Consider the following 20,983-nt stretch of genomic DNA (forward strand, 5'->3'; position numbering starts at 1 on the left):
ATGCCTTTGTTCAACGCTTTCGCCGCCGCGCTGGCCACCGTGGCCGTGGCGCTGCCGTTCCTGTTCGCGCACACCCAGGCGCCGCTGTCCAATTTCTGGCCGCTGATGGTGTCGGGCGCGTGCGCCCTTGTGCTGGCGGGCCTGGCGATCGGCGCGGCCCGGGTGCCGCCGGCCCGGGGCGGGCTGCGCCGCGGGGCCGCCTGGGTGCTGGCGGGCGGGCTGGTGCTGGCGGCGGTGTTGGCCTCCGGGGTGGGGCTGGTGCAGTTCTTCTGGGGCGACGTGGGCGCGGCGCCGTGGATCTACCCCTCCACGCCGGGGCTGGCGCTGGGCAACCTGCGCCAGCGCAACCAGCAGGCCTCGCTGCTGGGCATGGGCGCCTGGGCCCTGGCCTGGATGGTGGGCCGCCTGCAGGCGGCGCTGCCCGGCACCCGCCAGCCGTGGCGGCCCGTGGCCGCGGGCGTGCTGGCCGCCTGGGCGCTGATGCTCATCAGCACGGCGGATGCGGCCACCGCCTCGCGCACCGGCATCCTCGAATGGGGCGTGATGCTCGGGCTGCTGGTGCTCTGGCGCCGCTCCCTGGGCGGCCTGCCCCTGGCCTTCGCCGCCACGGGGGGGCTGCTGTACGCGCTGGCGGCCTGGGCGCTGCCCTGGATGCTGGAGCGCTGGGCGGGCGTGTCGATGGACGGGCTGTTCCAGCGGCTCGCGGACGAGGGCCAAGGCTGCGTCAGCCGCACCGTGCTGTGGTCCAACATGCTCCACCTGATCGCGCAAAAGCCCTGGACCGGCTGGGGCTGGGGCGAGATGGCCTATGCCCACTACAGCACGCTGTTCCCGGGCGAGCGCTTTTGCGTGCTGCTGGACAACGCCCACAACCTGCCGCTGCACCTGGCCGTCGAGTTGGGCCTGCCCGTGGCGGGCGGGCTGTGCCTGCTGGCGCTCTGGGGCGTGTGGCGCCTGGCCCCCTGGCGCGAGACCGATCCGGTGCGCCAGCTGGCCTGGGGCGTGCTGGCCATCGTGGGCGTGCACAGCCTGCTGGAGTTTCCGCTCTGGTACGGGCCGTTCCAGCTGGCCACGGGGTTCGCGTTGCTGCTGCTCGTGCGCCCGGCGCGGCCCTGGCGGCCCGGGCCGGCCTGGATCGCCGCCGCCGCGCTGGCCGGGGGTGCTGCGTTGGCCTTCGGGGGGCTGCTGGTGCGCGACTACGAACGGGTCAGCCAGCTCTACCGCGCCGTGCCCGACCGCGACCCGGCCTACCGCGAAGACACCGCCCGCAAGGTGCTGGGCGATATCGCCTTCTTCCGCGGCACGGCCGATTTCGCCACCGTGACGACGACACCCGTGACCGCGCAGAACGCGGCCGACGTCCACACCCGGGCCACCCGGCTGCTGCACTACTCGCCCGAGCCCCGCGTCATCGAGGCGGTGCTGGCCAGCGCGGCATTGCTCGGGCGCACGGACGAGGTGGATTTCCACACGGTGCGCTACCGCATCGCCTATCCGCAGGAGTACGCGCGCTGGGCGGCCAGCCACCCGGCCGCCGCAGCCTCCGCCCCGCTGCCTTGATGCCCTGACCGCCCCTCAGGCCAGGCCGCAGAACCGCGCCACCGTGCCGATGTGCGCGGGAAAGTCGCTCAAGGCATGGTCGCCTCCCCCCAGCAGGACCACCTGCGCGGCGGCATAGCGGCCCGCCATTTCGCGCCAGTCCAGCAGCTCGTCGCCCTTGGCGATGACGGCCAGCTCCGGGCCGGCCGGGGGCCGGCCCCGCATGTCCAGCGCGCGCAGCTCGGCGATGTATTCGGGGCGGAAGAAAAAGCGTTCGGCCGGGTCGTGCCATGCGGTCTGCTCGCCGATGTAGCGTTCCAGGTCCCGCGCCGGGTCCACGGCGGGGTTCAGCAGCACGCTCGGGCAGCGGGTCTGCTGCGCCACCCAACTCGCGTAGAACCCGCCGAGCGAGGAGCCCACCACCGCCATCGTCCCCTGCGGCCAGTCCGCGATGCCCTGCGCCACGAGGCCCATGGCCGCCCGGGGCGAGGGCGGCAACTGCGGGCACCAGAAATGCACGCCCGGATGGTGGGCGGCCACGTGCGCCGCCATCTGCCGGGCCTTGGCCGACTGGGGCGAGGAGCGAAAGCCGTGCAGGTAGAGCAGGTGGGTGGTGGGCATGGTGGGGGGGCGCGGCGTGGAGCGATGCAGGCAATGGTGCGGCAGTGCCGGGGGCCTTCGATTGTGCCGGGACGGCGGTGCCTTCGGCCGGCCGGATAATCGCGCCCCATGTCCGCCGTCTTCGACAAACCCTCCCTGCTGCAGCGCGTCCTGCCCTTGTTCCGTGGCTTCGACTGGCTGCTCATCCTGGTGCTGTTGATGCTGGCATCGACCGGGCTGGTGGCCATGTATTCCTCGGGCTACGACCACGGCACGCGCTTTTACGACCATGGCCGCAACATGCTGCTGGCCGCCGGCATCCTGTTCGTGGTGGCGCAGGTGCCGCCCCAGCGGCTGATGGCGATGGCCGTGCCGCTGTACACGGTGGGGGTGGCGCTGCTGGTGGCGGTGGCGCTGTTCGGCATCACCAAGAAGGGCGCGCAGCGCTGGATCAACCTGGGGCTGGTCATCCAGCCCAGCGAACTGCTCAAGATCGCCATGCCGCTCATGCTGGCCTGGTGGTTCCAGCGGCGCGAGGGCCAGCTGCGGCCGCTGGACTTCGTGGTGGCCGGTGCGCTGCTGGCGGTGCCGGTGGGGCTCATCATGAAGCAGCCCGACCTGGGCACCTCGCTGCTGGTGCTGGCGGCCGGGCTGTCGGTGATTTTCTTCGCCGGCCTGCCATGGAAGCTGGTGCTGCCGCCCGTGCTGATCGGGGGCATCGGCATCGCCCTCATCGTGTGGTTCGAGCCCCAGCTGTGCGCCGACGGGGTGCGCTGGCCCGTGCTGCACGACTACCAGCAGCAGCGCATCTGCACCCTGCTGGACCCCACGCGCGATCCGCTGGGCAAGGGCTTTCACATCATCCAGGGCATGATCGCCATCGGCTCGGGGGGCTTCTGGGGCAAGGGTTTCATGGCCGGGACGCAGACGCACCTGGAGTTCATTCCCGAGCGCACGACCGACTTCATCTTCGCCGCGTTCTCCGAGGAGTTCGGCCTGGCCGGCAACCTGTTCCTGATCGTGTGCTTCCTGATGCTGGTGTGGCGGGGCCTGGCCATCGCGGTCGGGGCCACCACGCTGTTCTCGCGCCTGATGGCCGGCGCGGTGTCGATGATCTTCTTCACCTACGCTTTCGTGAACATGGGCATGGTGAGCGGCATCCTGCCCGTGGTGGGCGTGCCGCTGCCCTTCGTGAGCTACGGTGGCACCGCCATGGTCACGCTGGGGCTGGCGCTGGGCGTGCTGATGTCCATCGCGCGGGCGCAGCGCATTCCGCTGAACGAGCGCACATGAAAAAGCCGGCCAGGCGGCCGGCTTCGTGAGGGGCCGGGCGGCTCAGGCCTGCAGCGGCTCGTGCGCGGTCTCGCGGGCGACCAGCAGGGCCACCAGCGTGAGGCCCAGCGCGGCCGTCACGTAGAGCGACACCGCTACGGTGGAGCCGTACGACTTGAACAGCGAGGCGATGATGAGCGGCGCGAAGCCGCCACCCAGGATGCCCGCCAGCGTGTAGGCCAGCGAGGCGCCGGCATAGCGCACCCGGTTGGGAAACTGCTCGGTCACGAAGGCGGCCTGCGGGCCGTACATCATGGCGTGGATCAGCAGGCCGCCGACCACCGCCGCGCAGATGGCGAGCGGCTGCGCCCGGTCCATCAGCACGAAGAACACGAAGGCCCAGGCAATGCCCAGCAGCGCGCCGGCGATGTACACCGGGCGCCGGCCGATGCGGTCCGACAGCGCGCCGAACCATGGCACCGCGAGGGCGTTGCACGCCGCGCCGATCATGGTGGCGGTGAGCGCCAGCGGGCGCGACAGGTGCAGCACCGTGGTCACGTAGGTCAGGGTGAACACCACGACCAGCGCATACAGCACGTCCGAGCCGATGCGCGATCCGCCGGCCACCAGCAGGCGCCGCCAGTGCTGCGAGAACACCTCCTTGATGGGCGTCTTGGCCGTGGCCTGGTGGGCCTCCATTTCGCGGAACACCGGCGTCTCGTCGACGCCGCGGCGCAGCCACAGGCCGAACAGCACCAGCGCCACGCTGGAGACGAAGGGAATGCGCCAGCCCCAGGCCTGGAAGTCTTCGGGGCTCAGCCAGGCCGAGACCAGGGCGATGAAGCCGGTGCCGATCAGCGTGCCGCACGACGGGCCGACCTGCGTGAACGAGGCGTTGCGCCCGCGCTCGGTGGGCTTGCCGTGCTCCATCGACAGCAGCACCGCGCCGGCCCATTCGCCGCCGAGCGCCACGCCCTGCACGAAGCGCAGCGCCACCAGGGCGATGGGCGCCCAGATGCCCCAGGTGCCGTACGTGGGCAGCAGCCCCATCAGCCCGGTCGAGACGCCCATGATCACCAGCGTGGCCACCAGCACGAAGCGCCGGCCCAGCCGGTCGCCCAGGTGGCCGAACACCATGCCGCCCAGCGGCCGGGAGATGTAGCCCACGGCATAGGTGGAGAACGCGAGGATGGTGCCGGTGAGCGGGTCGAAGGACGGAAAGAAGATGGCGTTGAAGACCAGCGCCGCCATGATGTTGTAGACCGTGAAGTCGTACCACTCGAGCGTGGTGCCGACCGAGCTGGCCATGGCAAGTCGGCCCATCTTGGGGGCGGCGGGGGGAGCGTGGGCGACGCCCTGGGGAATTGCACGCATGGGAGGATCTCCGGTGAAAGGCGATGAAGGAAAAATCGGGGGCGCAGGGGCCGGGGATGGCAGATGGGATCAGGCCAGGTCGGCCCGCGTGAGCTTCCAGCCCAGCGTGTACTGGGCCGCCGCCACGGCATCGGCCTGCAGCAGCGCACCAGCGCGCGCCAGGGCCTCGCGGTGCGCGTCGGCATGGCCGGTTTCCACCACCATGAGCGGCTGCAGCACGCGGCCCTCGGTGCGCTCCGTGGGCAGGGGCGTGCTCAGCACCGGGTCCGGCACCAGCAGGTACGACTGCACGAAGCCGGGCACCTGCGCGAGCTGGGTGCCGGCCTGCACGGCGCGCGCCACCAGTGCGGCGCGGTCATCGGCCGGCGGCAGGGCCAGCACGCTCAGGTGGCTGCCGGCGCCGAACCCGGTGACGGCCTCCACCGCGCACACGCGGCGCATCGGGTCCCGCATGCGGCCCAGGTTGGTGACCGACCAGGGCGTTTGCCGGCCGAACGCGGCGCGGTACGCATCGGACGTGAAGGCAGCGAGCGACTGCGTGCGGTACAGGCCCAGGTACTTTCGGCCACCCTGCCGTGAAACGTAGCGGGCACCGGAGAGAAAACCGTCGATGCGCACGCGCTCTTCGACATGCTCGCGGTCATACCACTGGTTGAAGTCCGCCTCGTCGTCGGCATCGACATCGGCGGCCACGAAGAGCATGCCGTGCACGGTGCCGGGGGCGGCGGAGGGAAGGTTCTGGGAAGCCATGGGCACTTGCGATTCCTTGCAAAAAGACCAGGGAATCATCGGCCGCGCATCGGCGTGCCACAAACGGGTTTTTTTGCCCTGCGGCCATCAGAATTACTTGTCGGGTCGGATGCTTTTTCTGCACCAAATCAGGGTTCACCCTCTGTGCCCGGCGTCCGGAATGGTGCGGACAGCGAGGCAGCGAAGCGCTCGGATTCGCTGCACGCCAGCTCGGCCGCGCGGCGGATGGCGGCCGAGCCGCTGGCGTCCAGATGGCTCACCACGATGCGCTGGGGCGGCAGGGGCGTGTCGCACGCGATCACGCGCAGGTCGCCGCGCTCGATCTCCTCGCGCACGGGTGGCAGCGGGATCAGCGCGTTGCCGAACCCCGACTGCACCAGCCGCACGATCGCCGCCATCGAACTCACGCAATGCACCTTGCCCACGGGCATGCTGGCCTGCCGGTACAGCTGCTTGAGCGCCTGGTGGGGCTGCGATCCCGGGCTCATGGTCAGCACCGGCTGCAGCAGCAGGTGGGCGATGCGGCCTTCGTCGGGCTGGGGCGCGGAGGCGCCGGCGCCCACCCAGCCCATGGCCATCGGCGGGCAGGCCATGTTGACGATCTCGGCGCTGGCCATGGGGTCGGTCTGCAGCGCGATGTCGATCGCGCCGATCTGCAGGCGCTCGTGCAGGGCGAGGGTGGTTTCCGAGGTCAGCTGCACTTCGATGCCCGGGTGCAGGCGCTGCAGCGTGCCCAGGAAGTCCACCAGCCAGGTGTGCACCACGCTCTCGATCGCGCCGATGCGCACCAGGCCCAGAAGCTCCTGCTGCGGGTGCCCGAGCGCGATCATCTCGCGCTGCAGTTCCAGCATGCGCTCGCCATAGTCCAGCAGCCGCAGGCCCACGGGCGTGAGCCGCAGGTCGCGCTCGAACACGCGGGCGCCGATCTCTTCCTCCAGCGAGGCGATGCGGTTGGAGATGGCCGCCTGCGTCACGTGCAGCCGCTCGGCCGCGGCGCGGAAGCTCCCGAGCCGCGCGATCCAGAGAAAGGCTTCGACGAAGCGGGTGTCCATCGCGCGCAGGGCCCTGGCCGCAAGCGTTTCAGCCCGCGCGCAGGCAGGCTTCGATGGCGCGGCCCACCTGCAGCACGCGCGCATCGGCGCCGTGCACGCCGCCCACGGACAGGCCCACGGGCAGTTCGCCGGGCGCCTGGCAGGGAAGGGAGAGCGCGCAGCCATCGAGGAAATTGAGCACCGTCGTGTTGCGCAGCACCAGCCCGTTGGTGGCGAAGAACCGGGCGTCGTCGCCGGTGAGGTCCGCCAGGCGCGGCGCGCGCACGGCCACGGTGGGCATCAGCCAGGCATCGAGGTCGCGCAGGCGCTCGCGAGCGGTGGCTTGCAGGCGCATTCGCGCGTCCTGCAAATCGATGTAGTCGGCCGCGGAAATCGCGGCGCCGCGGCGGGTGCGCTGGGCGACGCGGTGGTCGTACTGCGCCTCTTGGGCCGGGTCTTCCAGCCGCGCGCGGTGCACCTGCCAGGCCTCGGCGGCGATCAGCCCGCCCGCGGCGTTGAGCGAGGGCAGCTCGTGCAGTTCGGTGAAGCCGAAGCGCACGATGCGTGCGCCGGCGGCGGACAGGCGCTGGAGCGCGCCGTCGAAGGCGGCCGCCACCTCGGGCTCGACGCCGTCCATGACGAAGTCGTCCGTCACCCCCAGGCGCAACCCGGCCAGCGGCGCGGCGCGGGTGTCCAGCGCCTCGCCGCTCAGGATGGCATCGACGACGGCGCAGCAGTCCACGCTGCGGGCCAGCGGGCCGGCCGAGTCCAGGCTGCGCGACAGCGGATAGGCCCCGGCCAGCGACACCCGCCGGGCGGTGGGCTTGAAGCCCGTGAGCCCGCAGAACGCGGACGGAATGCGGATCGAGCCGCCCGTGTCGGTGCCCAGCGCCACGGTGGCCAGATCGAGCGCCACGGTGGCGGCGCCGCCGGAGGTGGAGCCCCCGGTAATGCGGCTCGGGTCGTGCGGGTTGGCCGGCGTGCCGTAGTGGGGATTGAGCCCCAGGCCCGAGAAGGCGAACTCGCTCAGGTTGGTGCGACCGAGCAGCACTGCGCCCGCGGCGCGCAGACGGGCCACCGCGACGGCGTCGGCCTGGGCGGGCGCCCCGGCCATCACGGCCGATCCGGCACGGGTCACCTGGCCCTGCACGTCGAACAGGTCCTTGATCGAGACGGGCAGGCCCGCCAGCGGCGAAGGCACGTGCCCGCCCGCGCGGGCGGCGTCGCTGGCGCGGGCCGCCTGCAACGCGGCTTCGGCATCGACCTCGCCCACATAGGCGTGCCCGCCCGCCGCGCGGTGCTTGGCGATGCGCGCGAGCGCCGCCTCGACCAGCGCCACGCTGGTGGTGTCGCCCCGGGCCAGGGCCTCGGCCTGTTCGCGGACGGTGGGGTGGCGGGTGGTGGCGAGGGCATTCATCGGGCGATCTCCAGGGCTTGGGTGGCGTAGTGGTGGTGCAGGCTGCGGTTCAGAACGGGGTCGTGCAATTCCAGCTCGAAGGCCTCGCCCCAGCCGAGTTCGCCGATCACCGCATGGGTGCCGCAGAACATGGCCGTGTGGGTGGACAGGCCGTCTGCCGCATTCCATTTTTGCATCAGCTCGGCGGGGGGCAGGAGGCGGGCCAGGGCGCCTTCCTGGTACAGCGCGCGCACGCCGTCGCGGGTGCGCCAGCAGCGGGTGACCAGCTGGTCCCAGTGGCCCTGCACTTCCGACAGCTTCCACAGGGCGCGGCCCACGGGCTTGGCGCACATCTGCTTGGACACCGTGACGTCGTAGGCCTCGACGGTGCGGTCCGTGTGGTCCGAGCCGATGCCCACGAGCACGCCGTGCGCCTCGCTGGCCAGCAGCACGCATTCCACCTCGCCGCTGGAGTCATGGCCCGGAACCTGCACCGCGCTGCCCGTGTCGAGCAGCTGGCTGGCCACGCGGTAGAAGGTGGGCACCGTGGAGGGCGGCTTGACGCCGATCGCGGCCAGCTCGGCGATGTGGTGGTCCACCGCCGCGCGGTCGCGGCCGGCCCAGCCGGCGATGACGAGGTGGCGGATGTCCAGGGTAACCGGCCCGTGGCCGGCGAGATCGAAGGTGTGCTGGGGCATGGTGGGGCAACGAAAGGGCGGAAGGATCAAAGTGCGCGGGTGATCGCGCGGCGGAAATCGTCGATGTGGCGCTGCATCGCGGCGGCGCCGGCATCGGGGTCGTGGCGCTCGAGCGCGGCCAGGATGTCCTGGTGCTCGTCGTGGATGCGCACGCTGTGCCCGGCCTCCGAGAGCGTCAGGAACCAAAAGCGCGCCTGCTGTTCGTGCAGCCGGCGCAGCAGGTCGGCCAGCACGGTGTTGCGGGCGGCGGCCGAGATCGCGCTGTGAAAGCGCAGGTCCAGCGCCATCAGCGCAGGCACGTCGTGCGCGGCCAGGAGCGCCGGGGCCTCGTCCAGCAGGTGGCGCATCGCGGCCAGTTCAGCCGGCCGGACCCGCTCGGCCGCCAGGCGCACGCACAGGGTCTCGTTGCAGGCGCGCACCTCGATCATGTCCAGCACCTCGTCCAGCGACAGCGGTGCCACCACGATGCCCTTGCGCGGCAGGATGGTCACGAGCCCTTCCATCTCCAGCCGGTGCAGCGCCTGGTGGATGGGCGTGCGGCCCAGGCCGAGCAGCGTGCCCAACGCGCCTTCGTTGATCTGCGCGCCGGGTGCCAGCTCGCAGGCAATGATGCGGCGCTTGATGTCGGCGTAGGCCTGCTCGCGCAACTGGGCGCCGCCGCCGGGCGCGGCGGGAAGGGAGGGCTGGGGCAGGACGGGCATCGGGACGGGTGGGTGGGGGCGGTGAAACACAAATGATATATCAGTGAAATATCACTGAGTCGTCTTAGCCATCGCCGATTCGCGCCAGCATGGCCGCGCCGCCGGGTGGGATGCTCGCAAAGCGCCATGCCGGCAGGCACCAAGGCTTCTAGAATCCGCCCATGATCTCCCGCGAACCCACCATCGAACGCCTGTCCGTCGCCCGCCGCCTGCTCCTGGAGCCTTTCGGTCTCGACGAAACCCATCTGGCGCGCGCGCTCGCCGACATCCGGGCCCATCAGGTGGACGATGCCGACCTGTATTTCCAGTACACGCGCAGCGAGGGCTGGAGCCTGGAAGAAGGCATCGTCAAGACCGGATCGTTCAGCATCGACCAGGGCGTGGGCGTGCGGGCCGTGAGCGGCGAGAAGACGGCCTTCGCCTATTCCGACGACATCTCCGAGGCCTCCTTGCTCGATGCCGCCCGCACCGTGCGGGCGATTTCGGCGGCCTCGCAGGAGAAGCGGGCGAAGATCTCGCTCAAGAAGATCTCCGCCAGCCGATCGCTCTATCCCGGCACCGATCCCATCGCTTCGCTGGACAGCACGGCCAAGGTGGCGCTGCTGGAAAAGGTGGAGCAACAGGCCCGCGCCAAGGACCCGCGCGTGGCCCAGGTGATGGCGGGCCTGGCCAGCGAATACGACGTGGTGCTGGTGGCGCGCTCCGACGGCACGCTGGCTGCCGACGTGCGCCCGCTGGTGCGCCTGTCGGTCACCGTGATCGCCGAGCAGGCCGGCCGCCGCGAGGTGGGCTCGGCCGGCGGGGGCGGGCGCTTCGGCCTGGCCTATTTCGATGATGCGCAGATCACCCAGTACGTCGATGAGGCCGTGAACGCCGCCCTCGTCAATCTGGAGTCGCGCCCTGCGCCCGCGGGCGAGATGACCGTGGTGCTCGGCCCCGGGTGGCCTGGCGTGCTGCTGCACGAGGCCGTGGGCCACGGGCTGGAGGGTGATTTCAACCGCAAGGGCTCGAGCGCCTTCAGCGGCCGCATCGGCCAGCGCGTGGCGGCCAAGGGCGTGACGGTGCTGGACGACGGCACCCTGGCCGACCGCCGCGGCTCCCTCAACGTGGACGACGAAGGCCACGCCAGCCAGCGCAACGTGCTCATCGAGGACGGCATCCTCAAGGGCTACATCCAGGACTCGATGAACGCGCGCCTGTCGGGCGTGGCGCCCACCGGCAACGGCCGGCGCGAGAGCTACGCGCACATTCCCATGCCCCGCATGACCAACACCTACATGCTGGGCGGCGACAAGGACCCGGCGGAGATCGTCGCGAGCATCAAGCGCGGCCTCTACGCCACCAACTTCGGCGGCGGCCAGGTGGACATCACCAGCGGCAAGTTCGTGTTCTCGGCCAGCGAGGCGTATTGGGTCGAGAACGGCAAGATCCTGTACCCGGTCAAGGGCGCGACCATCGTCGGCAGCGGTCCGGAATCCCTCAAGAAGGTGACGCTCATCGGCAACGACATGGCGCTCGACAGCGGCGTGGGCACCTGCGGCAAGGAAGGCCAGAGCGTGCCGGTCGGCGTGGGCCAGCCCACGCTGCGCATTGACGGCCTGACGGTCGGCGGCACCGCATAAGGCCCCGGGCGGCGGCGGACCTTCCAGGCGTGCACCCACCATGCCTGACCCCTCGTCCAGCCAGCTGCTGAACACCGCACAGTCGTTCGGCGATGTGAGCCGGCTGCTGCGCGAAGGCGTGGCCGACGAAGAATCCCGCCAGTTCCGCGATGCGCTGACGTCGCTGTCCGCGCTCATCGAAGATGCCGCGCACCTGCGCCGCGCCTGCGCCGATCCCTCCGCCATCTTCTGGAGCCTGGAACACCTGAAGCGCGCCGCGCGCGAGCACCAGTTCTTTCTCACCGGGCTGGGCTCCGCCTGGCATGCGCTTTATGAGCTGGGGGCCTACCAGCAGGCCCTGAAAGACCTGCGCGATGCCATCGAGATCTGGCACCAGGCACTGACCCGCCAAAGCCGCAGCGAGCCGGCTTGCTTCGATGCGTTCGAGCGCCTGGCCTGGCGCACCCTGGGCGAGGCGATGCTGGTCATCGACATGTACGAGCAGGGCGGGGCGATGCTCAGCGAGCCTTCTCCAGAGCCCGCCGCGGCCCGGCGGCGCCCGATGCTGGCGCGCCTGCGCCGCTGGTTGGCGGGGCGCGGGCGATGAAAGCGCGGCATCCCGCTTGTGGCAGCGCTGCAACGCGCCGGGGATGTTGCGGCGCAAAAATCGGTGTTACATTGCCACCGATGCAAGTGCGTAGCGCGTTTTATTTTTGGTTTTACTTCTCTGTCCCAGGCGGATGAGAGGTCAGCGCGCAACCACCCGAGCCCCCCTCCTCTAGAAACCGCCGAAGCTGAAAAGCCCGGCGGTTTTTTGTTTTTCCGCTCCCCTTTTTTTCCGATCCAACCCACGAGGACGCAACCATGACGGCCACTGCCAACCCCACCAGCGATGCCTGGTACCGCGACGTCGAGAAGACCAGCCAGACCGACGACGAACGTATCAAGGACATCACCGTGTTGCCCCCTCCAGAACATCTGATCCGCTTCTTCCCCATCCGGGGAACGGCGGTGGAATCCCTGATCACGCGCACGCGGCGCGGCATCCAGGACATCATGGCCGGCCGGGACGACCGGCTGCTGGTGGTGATCGGCCCCTGCTCCATCCACGACCCGGCCGCCGCGCTGGAATACGCGCGGCGCCTGAAGGCGGTGCGCGAGCAGTACGCCGACACGCTGGAGATCGTGATGCGCGTGTACTTCGAAAAGCCCCGCACCACGGTGGGCTGGAAGGGCCTGATCAACGATCCGTACCTGGACGAGAGCTACCGCATCGACGAAGGCCTGCGCATCGCGCGCCAGCTGCTCATCGACATCAACCGCATGGGCGTGCCGGCCGGCAGCGAGTTCCTGGACGTGATCTCGCCCCAGTACATCGGCGACCTCATCAGCTGGGGCGCCATCGGTGCGCGCACCACCGAAAGCCAGGTGCACCGCGAACTGGCCTCGGGCCTGTCGGCGCCCATCGGCTTCAAGAACGGCACGGACGGCAACATCCGCATCGCCACCGACGCGATCCAGTCCGCCAGCCGCGGCCACCACTTCCTGTCGGTGCACAAGAACGGGCAGGTGGCCATCGTCAACACGCAGGGCAATCCCGACTGCCACGTGATCCTGCGCGGCGGCAAGGCGCCGAACTACGACGCGGCCAGCGTCGCCGCGGCCTGCCAGGACCTGGAGGCTGCCAAGCTGCCCGCCACGCTGATGGTGGATTGCAGCCATGCCAACAGCAGCAAGCAGCACGAAAAGCAGCGCGACGTGGCGCGCGAGATCGGCGCGCAGATCGCGGGCGGCTCGCGCTGCGTGTTCGGCGTGATGATCGAGAGCCACCTGACTGCCGGTGCTCAGAAATTCACGCCGGGCAAGGACCAGCCGGGTGCCCTGGAGTACGGCAAGAGCATCACCGATGCCTGCCTGGGCTGGGACGATTCGCTGTCGGCACTGGCCGACCTGTCGGCGGCCGTGGCCGCCCGCCGAGCCCGCTGAAAACCAGGGACCGGGGCAGCGGCGTGCGATGTAAGCTCGATGGCCCCGCCGCGGGCATCGGCTTGCGTGGCCGCCCTTGGCCCCACCTCAACCAGGAAAACAATCCATGCGCAGAGAAGTCTCGATCACCCTGGCGCCGGGCCAGGAATTCCGTTTCGACCTGAAAGGCTCGCAGCCTTTGAGCAATGAAGATGCTCGCCGCTGGCTGGACGAGGCGTTCATCAGCCTGGAGTGCGAGCCCCTGCGGGCCAGCGGCAAGGTGCTGCTGGCCGACAAGGTGCTCACGGTGGCACAGGCCGCCGGGGCCCCGCTGCTGGCCGACGCGCAATGGGGCCGGCAGTTCGCCGAGGCCGCCAGCGCCGCACTGGCCCGCCCGATCGTGCGGGTGGATGTCCCGGCCATGGCCGTGACGTATTGAAGAGGGGCGGAGGGTCGCCTTCTGCGCTATCGGTCGAATCGGCCTCCAGTGCATATTCTACTAGGGCATGCTGCTATTATTTTGATAGCGAATCGATGAGCTTGCCGTGGATGCCGCCGAAGCTGCCATTGCTCATGCACACGATGTGATCGCCCGGCCGGGCCGCCTGGGTGATCTGTCCGATCAGCGTGCCGATGTCCGCCGCAGTCCGGGCCTTGTCGCCCAGCGGCGCGAGCACCTGGGCCGCGTCCCAGTCAAGGCCGGCGGTGTGGCAGAACGCCAGGTCGGCCGGCTCCAGTGCCCAGGGCAACTGCGATTTCATGGTGCCCAGCTTCATGGTGTTGCTGCGCGGCTCGAACGCCGCGAGGATGCGCGCCGTCGGGCCCACGCTGCGGCGCAGCCCGTCCAGCGTGGTGCGCAGGGCGGTCGGGTGGTGGGCGAAGTCGTCGTACACCGCGATGCCGCGCACGGTGCCGCGCAGTTCCATGCGCCGCTTCACGTTCTGGAACCGCGCCAGCGCACGGCCGGCCTCTGCCGGCGCCACGCCCACGTGGTGGGCGGCGGCGATGGCGGCCAGCGCATTCAACTGGTTGTGCACCCCGGTCAGCGCCCATTCCACGCGGGCCACGGTCCGGCCCTGGTAGAGCACATCGAAGGCGTGCGGCTCGCCCTGGGCCGTGAAGTCGCTCACCAGCGCGCCGAAGCTCGCCACCTCGCTCCAGCAGCCGGCATGCAGCACGCGGGCCAGGCTTTCCTCCAGCCCGTTGACCACCACGCGGCCCGACGGCGGCACCGTGCGCACCAGGTGGTGGAACTGCCGCTCGATGGCCGGCAGGTCGTCGAAGATGTCCGCGTGGTCGAATTCCAGGTTGTTCAGCACCGCGGTGCGGGGGCGGTAGTGCACGAACTTGCTGCGCTTGTCGAAGAACGCGGTGTCGTATTCGTCCGCCTCGATCACGAACACGGGCGCATCGCCCGCCACGCCCGGGCCGGCCACCGGACGGCGCGCGGCGCCCAGCCGGGCCGACACGCCGAAATCCAGCGGCACGCCGCCCACCAGGAAGCCGGGCTGCAGGCCCGCGCATTCCAGAACCCAGGCCAGCATCGACGTGGTGGTCGTCTTGCCGTGGGTGCCCGCCACGGCCAGCACGTGCCGGCCCTGCAGCACGTGCTCGGCAAGCCACTGGGGGCCGCTGGTGTAGGCGGCGCCGGCGTCGAGGATGGCCTCCATCAGGGGGAATTTCGGCGTGCCGTCGGGCAGGCGCGCGCGGCTGACCACGTTGCCGATCACGAACGCATCGGGCGCCAGCGCCATCTGGTCCGCGCCGTAGCCTTCGATCAGTTCGATCCCCAAGGCGCGCAACTGGTCGCTCATCGGGGGGTACACGCCGGCGTCGCAGCCGGTGACCTTGTGGCCCGCTTCGCGCGCCAGTGCCGCCAGGCCCCCCATGAACGTGCCGCAGATGCCCAGAATGTGAATATGCATGGGCGCAGATTCTAAGGTTCCAGGGCTGCAAGGCCGCCCGCGCAGATCCCTCTTGCCTCGATAGCTACATTTTCAATAGCAAGGTCCACGATGGGGTGCCCCATGCCCCTGCCGGATGCGGGCGTTTTCCCGGGCCGCCTTCTTGCATTGAGGCCACAATGGACCCTTCCCCCCACCCGATCGCCGCCATGCCAAACGCCCTCGCCACCGAGATCGCCAACGCCGCGGCCCGCATGGTCGTCGAAGAAGGCCTGGAATGGGGCCCGGCCAAACGCCGGGCCGTTCGCCAATTGGGCCTGCCCACCCGCACACCGCTGCCCGACAACGATCTGATCGAGGACGCCGTGCGCGAGTACATCGGCCTGTTCTGTGCCGACACCCAGCCCCAGGAATTGCTCGCGCTGCGGCAGCTGGCGCTGATCTGGATGGAGCGCATGGAGACGTTTCGCCCGCACCTGGGCGGAGCGGTGTGGCATGGCACGGCGACCCGGCTGTCCGACATTTATCTGCAGTTGTTCTGCGACGACTGCAAATCTGCCGAGATCGCGCTGATCGACCACCATGTGGACTACGAGCCGCGCACCGTCACCGGCTTCCATGGCGAGTCGGTCGAGGCGTTGAGCCTCTCCAGCCATTCGCCGGTGCTGGGCGAGATGATCGGCGTGCACCTTTTGATCTATGACCTGGATGACCTGCGCGGCGCATTGCGCCCCGATGCGCGGGGCCGGGCACCGCGCGGAGACATTCGCGCCGTGCGCAAGCTGTTGGAAAGCCCTCCCGAATGAATGTGTCACCGCCCTCCGATACGGGCACCCCTATGTCCCCACCCGACACCCGCCCGGCCCCCGCGGCCGGGTCCGATGCTGCGCCCCAGGCTTCGCGCCGCAGGCTGATGGCGTATGCCGGCGTGGCCGCCGCCGCCGGGCTGGGCGGTGCAGGGCTGGCGTGGTGGCGGTTCCAGCCGCACACGGTGCTGTCCGGCGCCGAAGCCGCCCTGTGGGCCCAACAGTTCGAGGCGCCCTCGGGCGGCGAGCCAGTGGCGATGGAGCGTTTTCGCGGCAAGCCGCTCCTGGTGAACTTCTGGGCCACGTGGTGCCCGCCCTGCGTGGACGAGCTGCCGCTTTTGAATGCCTTCTACCGTGAACATGCCGCCAAAGGCTGGCAAGTCGTGGGCCTGGCGATCGACCAGCCCTCGTCCGTACGGCAGTTCCTGGGGCGCCTGCCGCTGGATTTCCCGGTGGGACTGGCGGGGCTTTCGGGCACCGAACTGGGCCGTTCGCTGGGCAATCTCACTGGAGGCCTGCCTTTCAGCGTGCTGATGGGTGCAGATGGCAGCATCGTGCACCGTAAAATGGGCCAGGTCACCGCAGAAGACCTCACCCAATGGGCTTCCCTGGGATAGCGGTCTGCAATCCACCGCGAAGATCAATGAATTTGCGCCCAAATACCGGCCATAGGTCGAATTTGGGGTAAATTCGCGCCCTATTTTGTTTTTGGCGTTGGAGTTCCCATGGATTTGCGAAAACTCAAGACCTTGATCGACCTCGTGTCCGAGTCGAATGTGTCAGAACTCGAGATCACCGAGGCAGAAGGCAAGGTCCGCATCGTCAAGAGCGGCGGTGCGGTGGTCCAGCAATATGTGGCCGCACCCGCCCAGCAGGCACCGGCCCCCGCGGCGGCCGCCGCAGCGCCGGTGGCCGAACTGCCCGCTCCGGCCGCCCCGACCGGCCACATCGTGAAGTCGCCCATGGTGGGCACGTTCTACCGCGCTTCCAGCCCGGGCGCCAAGTCGTTCGTCGAAGTGGGCAGCCAGGTCAAGGAAGGCGAGACGATCTGCATCATCGAGGCTATGAAGATCCTCAACGAGATCGAGGCCGACAAGTCCGGCACCGTCACCCGCATCCTGGGGGAGAACGGCCAGGCGGTGGAATACGGGCAGCCCCTGTTCGTGATCGAATAAATTGCGCATGTCTTCCTCGGTCCTTGTCGGGCGCGCCGGCCTCGTTGCCGGGCGCCAGGGAACGTCCATGTTTCAGAAAATCCTCGTCGCCGGTGCCGGCCGTCTTGCCCCGGGCAAGGCTACGCCAACCGCACTCGCATGCGCCCGCGCATGGGTGATGAGCCGCGAAGAAACCTATGTTTAAGAAAATTCTCGTTGCCAATCGCGGCGAAATCGCATTGCGCATCCAGCGCGCCTGCCATGAACTCGGCGTCAAGGCCGTCATGGTGTATTCCGAGGCGGATCGCGATGCCAAGTACGTGAAGCTGGCCGAAGAGGCGGTGTGCATCGGCCCCGCGCCCTCGCCGCTGTCCTACCTCAACATGCCCGCCATCATCTCGGCCGCCGAGGTGACCGATGCGGAGGCCATCCACCCCGGCTACGGCTTCCTTTCCGAGAACGCCGACTTCGCCGAGCGGGTGGAAAAGAGCGGCTTCCAGTTCATCGGCCCCACGCCCGAGTCGATCCGCACCATGGGCGACAAGGTCTCGGCCAAGCAGGCCATGATCCGCGCGGGCGTGCCCTGCGTGCCGGGCTCCGAAGGCGAGCTGCCGGAAGACCCGGTGCAGATCCGCCGCATCGCCAAGGCGGTGGGCTATCCCGTCATCATCAAGGCCGCGGGCGGCGGCGGCGGACGCGGCATGCGCGTGGTGCACACCGAGGCGGCGCTCGTCAACGCGGTGCAGATGACCAAGGCCGAGGCCGGCGCGGCGTTCGGCAATCCGGCCGTGTACATGGAGAAGTTCCTCCAGAACCCGCGCCACATCGAAATCCAGATCCTCGCGGACAAGCACCGCAATGCGGTCTATCTGGGCGAGCGCGACTGCTCCATGCAGCGCCGCCACCAGAAGGTGATCGAGGAGGCGCCTGCGCCCGGCATCCCGCGCAAGCTGATCGAGAAGATCGGCGAGCGTTGCGTGGCCGCATGCAAGAAGATCGGCTACCGCGGCGCGGGCACGTTCGAGTTCCTGTATGAAAACGGCGAGTTCTACTTCATCGAGATGAACACCCGCGTGCAGGTGGAGCACCCGGTGACCGAATGGATCACGGGTGTGGACATCGTGAAGACGCAGATCATGGTCGCCGCCGGCGAGAAGCTGCCCTTCACCCAGCGCCAGATCGAGATCCGCGGCCACGCCATCGAATGCCGCGTGAACGCCGAGGACCCGTACAAGTTCATCCCCTCGCCAGGCCGCATCACCATGTGGCATGCGCCGGGCGGCCCGGGCGTGCGCGTCGATTCGCACGCCTACACCAACTACTACGTGCCGCCGAACTACGACTCGATGATCGGCAAGATCATCGTGCACGGCGACACGCGCGAGCAGGCGCTGGCCCGCATGCGCACGGCGCTGTCCGAAACCGTGATCGAGGGCATCAACACCAACGTGCCGCTGCACCGCGAGCTGATGGTGGACGCCAAGTTCGTGGCGGGCGGCACCAACATCCATTACCTGGAAGAGTGGCTGTCGCAGCACAAGCGCTGAGATCGCCGCGCGTGGTGGTTTTGCATGCTGGCACCTGGCAACGGGTGCCAGCATTTTCGTTTTCTCCCGGAGGTCTCCCATGTTTGAGCTGAGCCTGATGTGCCCCGAAGACCGGGTCGAGTCCCTGAGTGATGCGCTCGATGCGCTGCAGGCGCTGAGCGTGTCGGTCGAGGATGCCGACGCGCAGACCGATGCCGAGCAGGCGCTGTTCGGCGAGCCCGGCATGCCGCCGCCCAAGGACGGCTGGCAGCGCAGCCGGGTGGTGGCGCTGTTCCAGAACGAAGCCGAAGCGCAGGAGGCGCGGGCCTTGCTGGAGGTGCAGGACTTCTTCGAGGGCTGCCGCGTGCTGGGCGTGGCCACCGTGCCCGAGCAGGACTGGGTGCGCCTCACGCAATCGCAGTTCGCGCCGGTGGACATCACGCCGGATTTCTGGATCGTGCCCACCTGGCACGAGCTGCCGGCCCAGGCCACGCGCAGCATCCGGCTCGATCCCGGACTGGCGTTCGGCACCGGCACGCACCCCACCACGCGCATGTGCCTGCGGTGGATCGCGGCGAACGGCGCGCCGCACGGCGCCAGCGGCAACCCGCTGGGCCGCGTGCTCGACTATGGCTGCGGCTCCGGCATCCTGGCCATCGGCGCCGCCAAGTTCGGTGCGACGGATGTCGATGCCGTGGACATCGATCCGGCGGCCGTGGAGTCCACGCGTTTGAACGCCGAGGCCAACGGCGTGGCGCTGAAGGCGGGCCTGCCCGACCAGGCCAGCGGCACCTACCAGACGGTGCTGGCCAACATCCTCGCCACACCCCTCAAGGTGCTGGCGCCGCTGCTGTGCGCGCATGTGGCGGCCGGCGGCCATCTGGTGCTGGCCGGCATCCTGGAGCGCCAGGCCGACGAGCTGAAAGAGGCCTATGCGCCGTGGCTGCCCCTGGAGGTGGCCGACACGCAGGAGGGCTGGATCCTGATGGTGGCCGCGCGGTGACGGGCAGGGCCGTGCCGCCCTTCGGGCGGGCATGGCGCCCACCTACAATCCCGAGCCGATGAGCCAGATCACACGCTGCCCCGCCTGCGGCACGACCTTCAAGGTCGTCGCGGACCAGTTGCGCATCTCCGATGGGTGGGTGCGGTGCGGGCAGTGCAAGGAGGTCTTCGATGCGGCGGCCCATCTGGTGCGCTCGGCGTCGCAGGACCTGCTGCCGGAAATGGCCATTCCCGACGCTCCGCGCGCGGCCGTGCGGCCGCCGGCGCCTGCCGAACGGGCCTGGGGGGCTGGCGCGACGAGCGTGCCGCAACCCTCTCCAACAGCACCCGCGCCCGGCGTGCCACGCGGGCCCACCGCCTCTGCGGCTCCGGCACCGCCACATTCATTCCCCCCAACGCCAGCAGCGCCGGCAGCACTGCTGCCGATGGACGACCCCGCCCCGCCCGCGCCGCTGGAGGTTCCGGAGACCCCGCCGGTGCCAAGCTACCTCGCCGCGCGGCCGCTGGCGTCGCCGGGCGTGGAGCCGCCCGCCGACTGGAGCCTGGAGCCTGCGTCTCCGCTGGTTTGGCGAACCCGCTCAAGCGCGACGGATTCCACTGCCGCGCCGGCCAAGCCCGTTCTACCTCCACTGCCATCGGGATGGTCCTTGCCGGGATCGGTGCCCGCCGCTGAACGGCCCATCGGTGCGGTGCCCGCCGCCTCGACACCCCCGCAGGACGAAGCGGCGGTGGCAGGGCGCGCGCGCAGCGCAACGCCACCCGAGCCAGCGGGCTATGAACTGCCCTTCGCGGAGTTGCGCGATTCCGAATGGCCCGACGATCTGGACGATGGGCCGCTGCAAGCCGCCGCCGATGTGCCGGATGGTCATGGGCGGCAGGCTTCGACCGACGATGCCATCGCCAAAGCGGTGGCCATGGACATGGCCCTGGAAGCCATCGATGCCGACACCGATCCGGTGGCCATCGCCACGCAGGCCGGTGGTGGGCTGGAGGGCGTGGTGGCGTTGCCGGCAGAAGCGGCCATCGCCTCTGCGGCCCTGGCCGGTGCGCAGCCTTCCGTTCACCGCCTGCCGCTGCACTCGCCTGCGAAAGACGATGACGAGGACGACGATGCGGTGCATGCCACGGCCGCTGATGAGCCGGGCTTCATGCGCGCCGCGCGCCGCAAGGCCTTCTGGGGCAAGCCGGCGGTGCGGGCCGGCCTAGCCGTGCTGCTGATGGCCCTGGCCGCAGGCCTCGGCCTGCAGATGGCGGTGCAGGAGCGCGACCAGCTGGCATCGCAGTACCCCGGTGCGCGGCCCGTCCTCCAGGCGCTGTGCGCGCCGCTGCAATGCACCATCGCCGCCCCGCGCCGCATCACCGAGGTGGTGATCGACAGCTCGTCCTTCAACAAGGGACGGGGCGACTCGTACCAGCTGGCCTTGTCCATCAAGAGCCGTGCCGGTTTTGCCGTGGCCATGCCGTCGGTGGAGCTCACGCTGACCGACACGCAGGACCGGCCGGTGCTGCGCCGCGTGCTGCAGCCCCAGGACCTGGGGGCGCCCGCGGAGATCGCGCCCGGCGGCGAATGGAGCGGCACCTTGCCCATGGTGGTGGCCACGGGCGGCGCGCGCGTCTCCGGCTACCGTGTTCTGGCTTTCTATCCCTGATCTTCGGATCTTTTC

General features: G+C 69.8%; 21 protein-coding genes. 13 read left to right on the plus strand and 8 right to left on the minus strand.

All coding sequences use genetic code 11. The annotated features are described in order from the left end of the window. Positions 1–1,560, plus strand: coding sequence for a PglL family O-oligosaccharyltransferase (locus tag M5C96_RS03665; RefSeq protein WP_272567242.1), 1,560 nt, complete (start codon positions 1–3; stop codon positions 1,558–1,560). Between the two features lie 15 nt (positions 1,561–1,575). Here the strand turns inward: M5C96_RS03665 and M5C96_RS03670 are convergent, their stop codons facing one another. Continuing rightward, complete coding sequence (locus M5C96_RS03670) at positions 1,576–2,160, minus strand: YqiA/YcfP family alpha/beta fold hydrolase (protein WP_272567243.1); 585 nt, start codon at positions 2,158–2,160, stop codon at positions 1,576–1,578. Positions 2,161–2,268: 108 nt separating this feature from the next. Here M5C96_RS03670 and rodA point away from each other — a divergent pair, with 108 nt between their 5' ends. Next, a complete protein-coding gene (rodA, locus tag M5C96_RS03675) occupies positions 2,269–3,432 on the plus strand; it encodes a rod shape-determining protein RodA (protein ID WP_272567244.1) in 1,164 nt (387 codons plus the stop codon). Between the two features lie 42 nt (positions 3,433–3,474). On the opposite strand, the gene M5C96_RS03680 is transcribed toward rodA, so the two are convergent. The 6 genes from M5C96_RS03680 to M5C96_RS03705 form a co-directional block, all read right to left on the minus strand. Continuing rightward, positions 3,475–4,785 carry an MFS transporter gene (locus tag M5C96_RS03680; RefSeq protein WP_272567245.1) on the minus strand — a complete coding sequence of 437 codons (1,311 nt, stop codon included), beginning with the start codon at positions 4,783–4,785 and terminating at the stop codon, positions 3,475–3,477. Positions 4,786–4,854: 69 nt separating this feature from the next. Further along, positions 4,855–5,535, minus strand: coding sequence for a DUF4286 family protein (locus M5C96_RS03685; RefSeq protein WP_272567246.1), 681 nt, complete (start codon positions 5,533–5,535; stop codon positions 4,855–4,857). A 128-nt stretch (positions 5,536–5,663) separates the two neighbouring features. Further along, a complete protein-coding gene (locus M5C96_RS03690; protein WP_272567247.1) occupies positions 5,664–6,587 on the minus strand; it encodes a LysR family transcriptional regulator in 924 nt (307 codons plus the stop codon). A 28-nt stretch (positions 6,588–6,615) separates the two neighbouring features. After that, positions 6,616–7,983: an amidase gene (locus tag M5C96_RS03695; protein ID WP_272567249.1), complete on the minus strand. Its 1,368-nt coding sequence runs from the start codon at positions 7,981–7,983 to the stop codon at positions 6,616–6,618. After that, positions 7,980–8,660, minus strand: coding sequence for a DUF2848 domain-containing protein (locus tag M5C96_RS03700; protein ID WP_272567251.1), 681 nt, complete (start codon positions 8,658–8,660; stop codon positions 7,980–7,982). Before M5C96_RS03700 ends, M5C96_RS03695 begins: the two co-directional genes overlap by 4 nt. A gap of 26 nt (positions 8,661–8,686) precedes the next feature. Then, on the minus strand, positions 8,687–9,361 hold the full coding sequence (locus M5C96_RS03705) for a GntR family transcriptional regulator (protein ID WP_272567253.1): 675 nt from the start codon (positions 9,359–9,361) through the stop codon (positions 8,687–8,689). Between the two features lie 161 nt (positions 9,362–9,522). Here M5C96_RS03705 and tldD point away from each other — a divergent pair, with 161 nt between their 5' ends. From tldD to M5C96_RS03725, 4 genes are all read left to right on the plus strand, one after another. After that, positions 9,523–10,983, plus strand: coding sequence for a metalloprotease TldD (gene tldD / locus M5C96_RS03710; protein WP_272567255.1), 1,461 nt, complete (start codon positions 9,523–9,525; stop codon positions 10,981–10,983). A gap of 40 nt (positions 10,984–11,023) precedes the next feature. After that, positions 11,024–11,569 carry a hypothetical protein gene (locus M5C96_RS03715; RefSeq protein ID WP_272567257.1) on the plus strand — a complete coding sequence of 182 codons (546 nt, stop codon included), beginning with the start codon at positions 11,024–11,026 and terminating at the stop codon, positions 11,567–11,569. A 257-nt stretch (positions 11,570–11,826) separates the two neighbouring features. Then, positions 11,827–12,948, plus strand: coding sequence for a 3-deoxy-7-phosphoheptulonate synthase (locus M5C96_RS03720; RefSeq protein WP_272567259.1), 1,122 nt, complete (start codon positions 11,827–11,829; stop codon positions 12,946–12,948). Between the two features lie 106 nt (positions 12,949–13,054). Further along, a complete protein-coding gene (locus M5C96_RS03725) occupies positions 13,055–13,366 on the plus strand; it encodes a hypothetical protein (protein ID WP_272567261.1) in 312 nt (103 codons plus the stop codon). 76 nt (positions 13,367–13,442) lie between these two features. Here the strand turns inward: M5C96_RS03725 and mpl are convergent, their stop codons facing one another. Continuing rightward, positions 13,443–14,852 (minus strand): UDP-N-acetylmuramate:L-alanyl-gamma-D-glutamyl-meso-diaminopimelate ligase, encoded by a 1,410-nt coding sequence (mpl, locus tag M5C96_RS03730; protein ID WP_272567264.1) that lies wholly within the window; start codon positions 14,850–14,852, stop codon positions 13,443–13,445. Positions 14,853–15,040: 188 nt separating this feature from the next. Here mpl and M5C96_RS03735 point away from each other — a divergent pair, with 188 nt between their 5' ends. The 7 genes from M5C96_RS03735 (at position 15,041) to M5C96_RS03765 (ending at position 20,968) form a co-directional block, all read left to right on the plus strand. Continuing rightward, positions 15,041–15,637 (plus strand): hypothetical protein, encoded by a 597-nt coding sequence (locus M5C96_RS03735; protein ID WP_272567267.1) that lies wholly within the window; start codon positions 15,041–15,043, stop codon positions 15,635–15,637. Positions 15,638–15,669: 32 nt separating this feature from the next. After that, a complete protein-coding gene (locus tag M5C96_RS03740; protein WP_272567269.1) occupies positions 15,670–16,254 on the plus strand; it encodes a TlpA disulfide reductase family protein in 585 nt (194 codons plus the stop codon). A 108-nt stretch (positions 16,255–16,362) separates the two neighbouring features. Next, positions 16,363–16,812, plus strand: coding sequence for an acetyl-CoA carboxylase biotin carboxyl carrier protein (gene accB, locus M5C96_RS03745; RefSeq protein ID WP_272567273.1), 450 nt, complete (start codon positions 16,363–16,365; stop codon positions 16,810–16,812). A 7-nt stretch (positions 16,813–16,819) separates the two neighbouring features. Continuing rightward, complete coding sequence (locus M5C96_RS03750) at positions 16,820–16,996, plus strand: hypothetical protein (protein ID WP_272567275.1); 177 nt, start codon at positions 16,820–16,822, stop codon at positions 16,994–16,996. Then, entirely contained in the window at positions 16,989–18,338 is a 1,350-nt protein-coding gene (accC, locus tag M5C96_RS03755; RefSeq protein ID WP_272567277.1) for an acetyl-CoA carboxylase biotin carboxylase subunit, read from the plus strand. Before M5C96_RS03750 ends, accC begins: the two co-directional genes overlap by 8 nt. A 79-nt stretch (positions 18,339–18,417) precedes the next feature. Beyond that, positions 18,418–19,320 carry a 50S ribosomal protein L11 methyltransferase gene (prmA, locus tag M5C96_RS03760; protein WP_272567280.1) on the plus strand — a complete coding sequence of 301 codons (903 nt, stop codon included), beginning with the start codon at positions 18,418–18,420 and terminating at the stop codon, positions 19,318–19,320. Between the two features lie 58 nt (positions 19,321–19,378). Next, entirely contained in the window at positions 19,379–20,968 is a 1,590-nt protein-coding gene (locus M5C96_RS03765; protein ID WP_272567282.1) for a DUF3426 domain-containing protein, read from the plus strand. The last annotated feature ends 15 nt before the right edge of the window (positions 20,969–20,983 follow it).

The organism is Acidovorax sp. GBBC 1281 (assembly GCF_028473645.1).
Taxonomy (GTDB): Bacteria; Pseudomonadota; Gammaproteobacteria; order Burkholderiales; family Burkholderiaceae_C; genus Paracidovorax.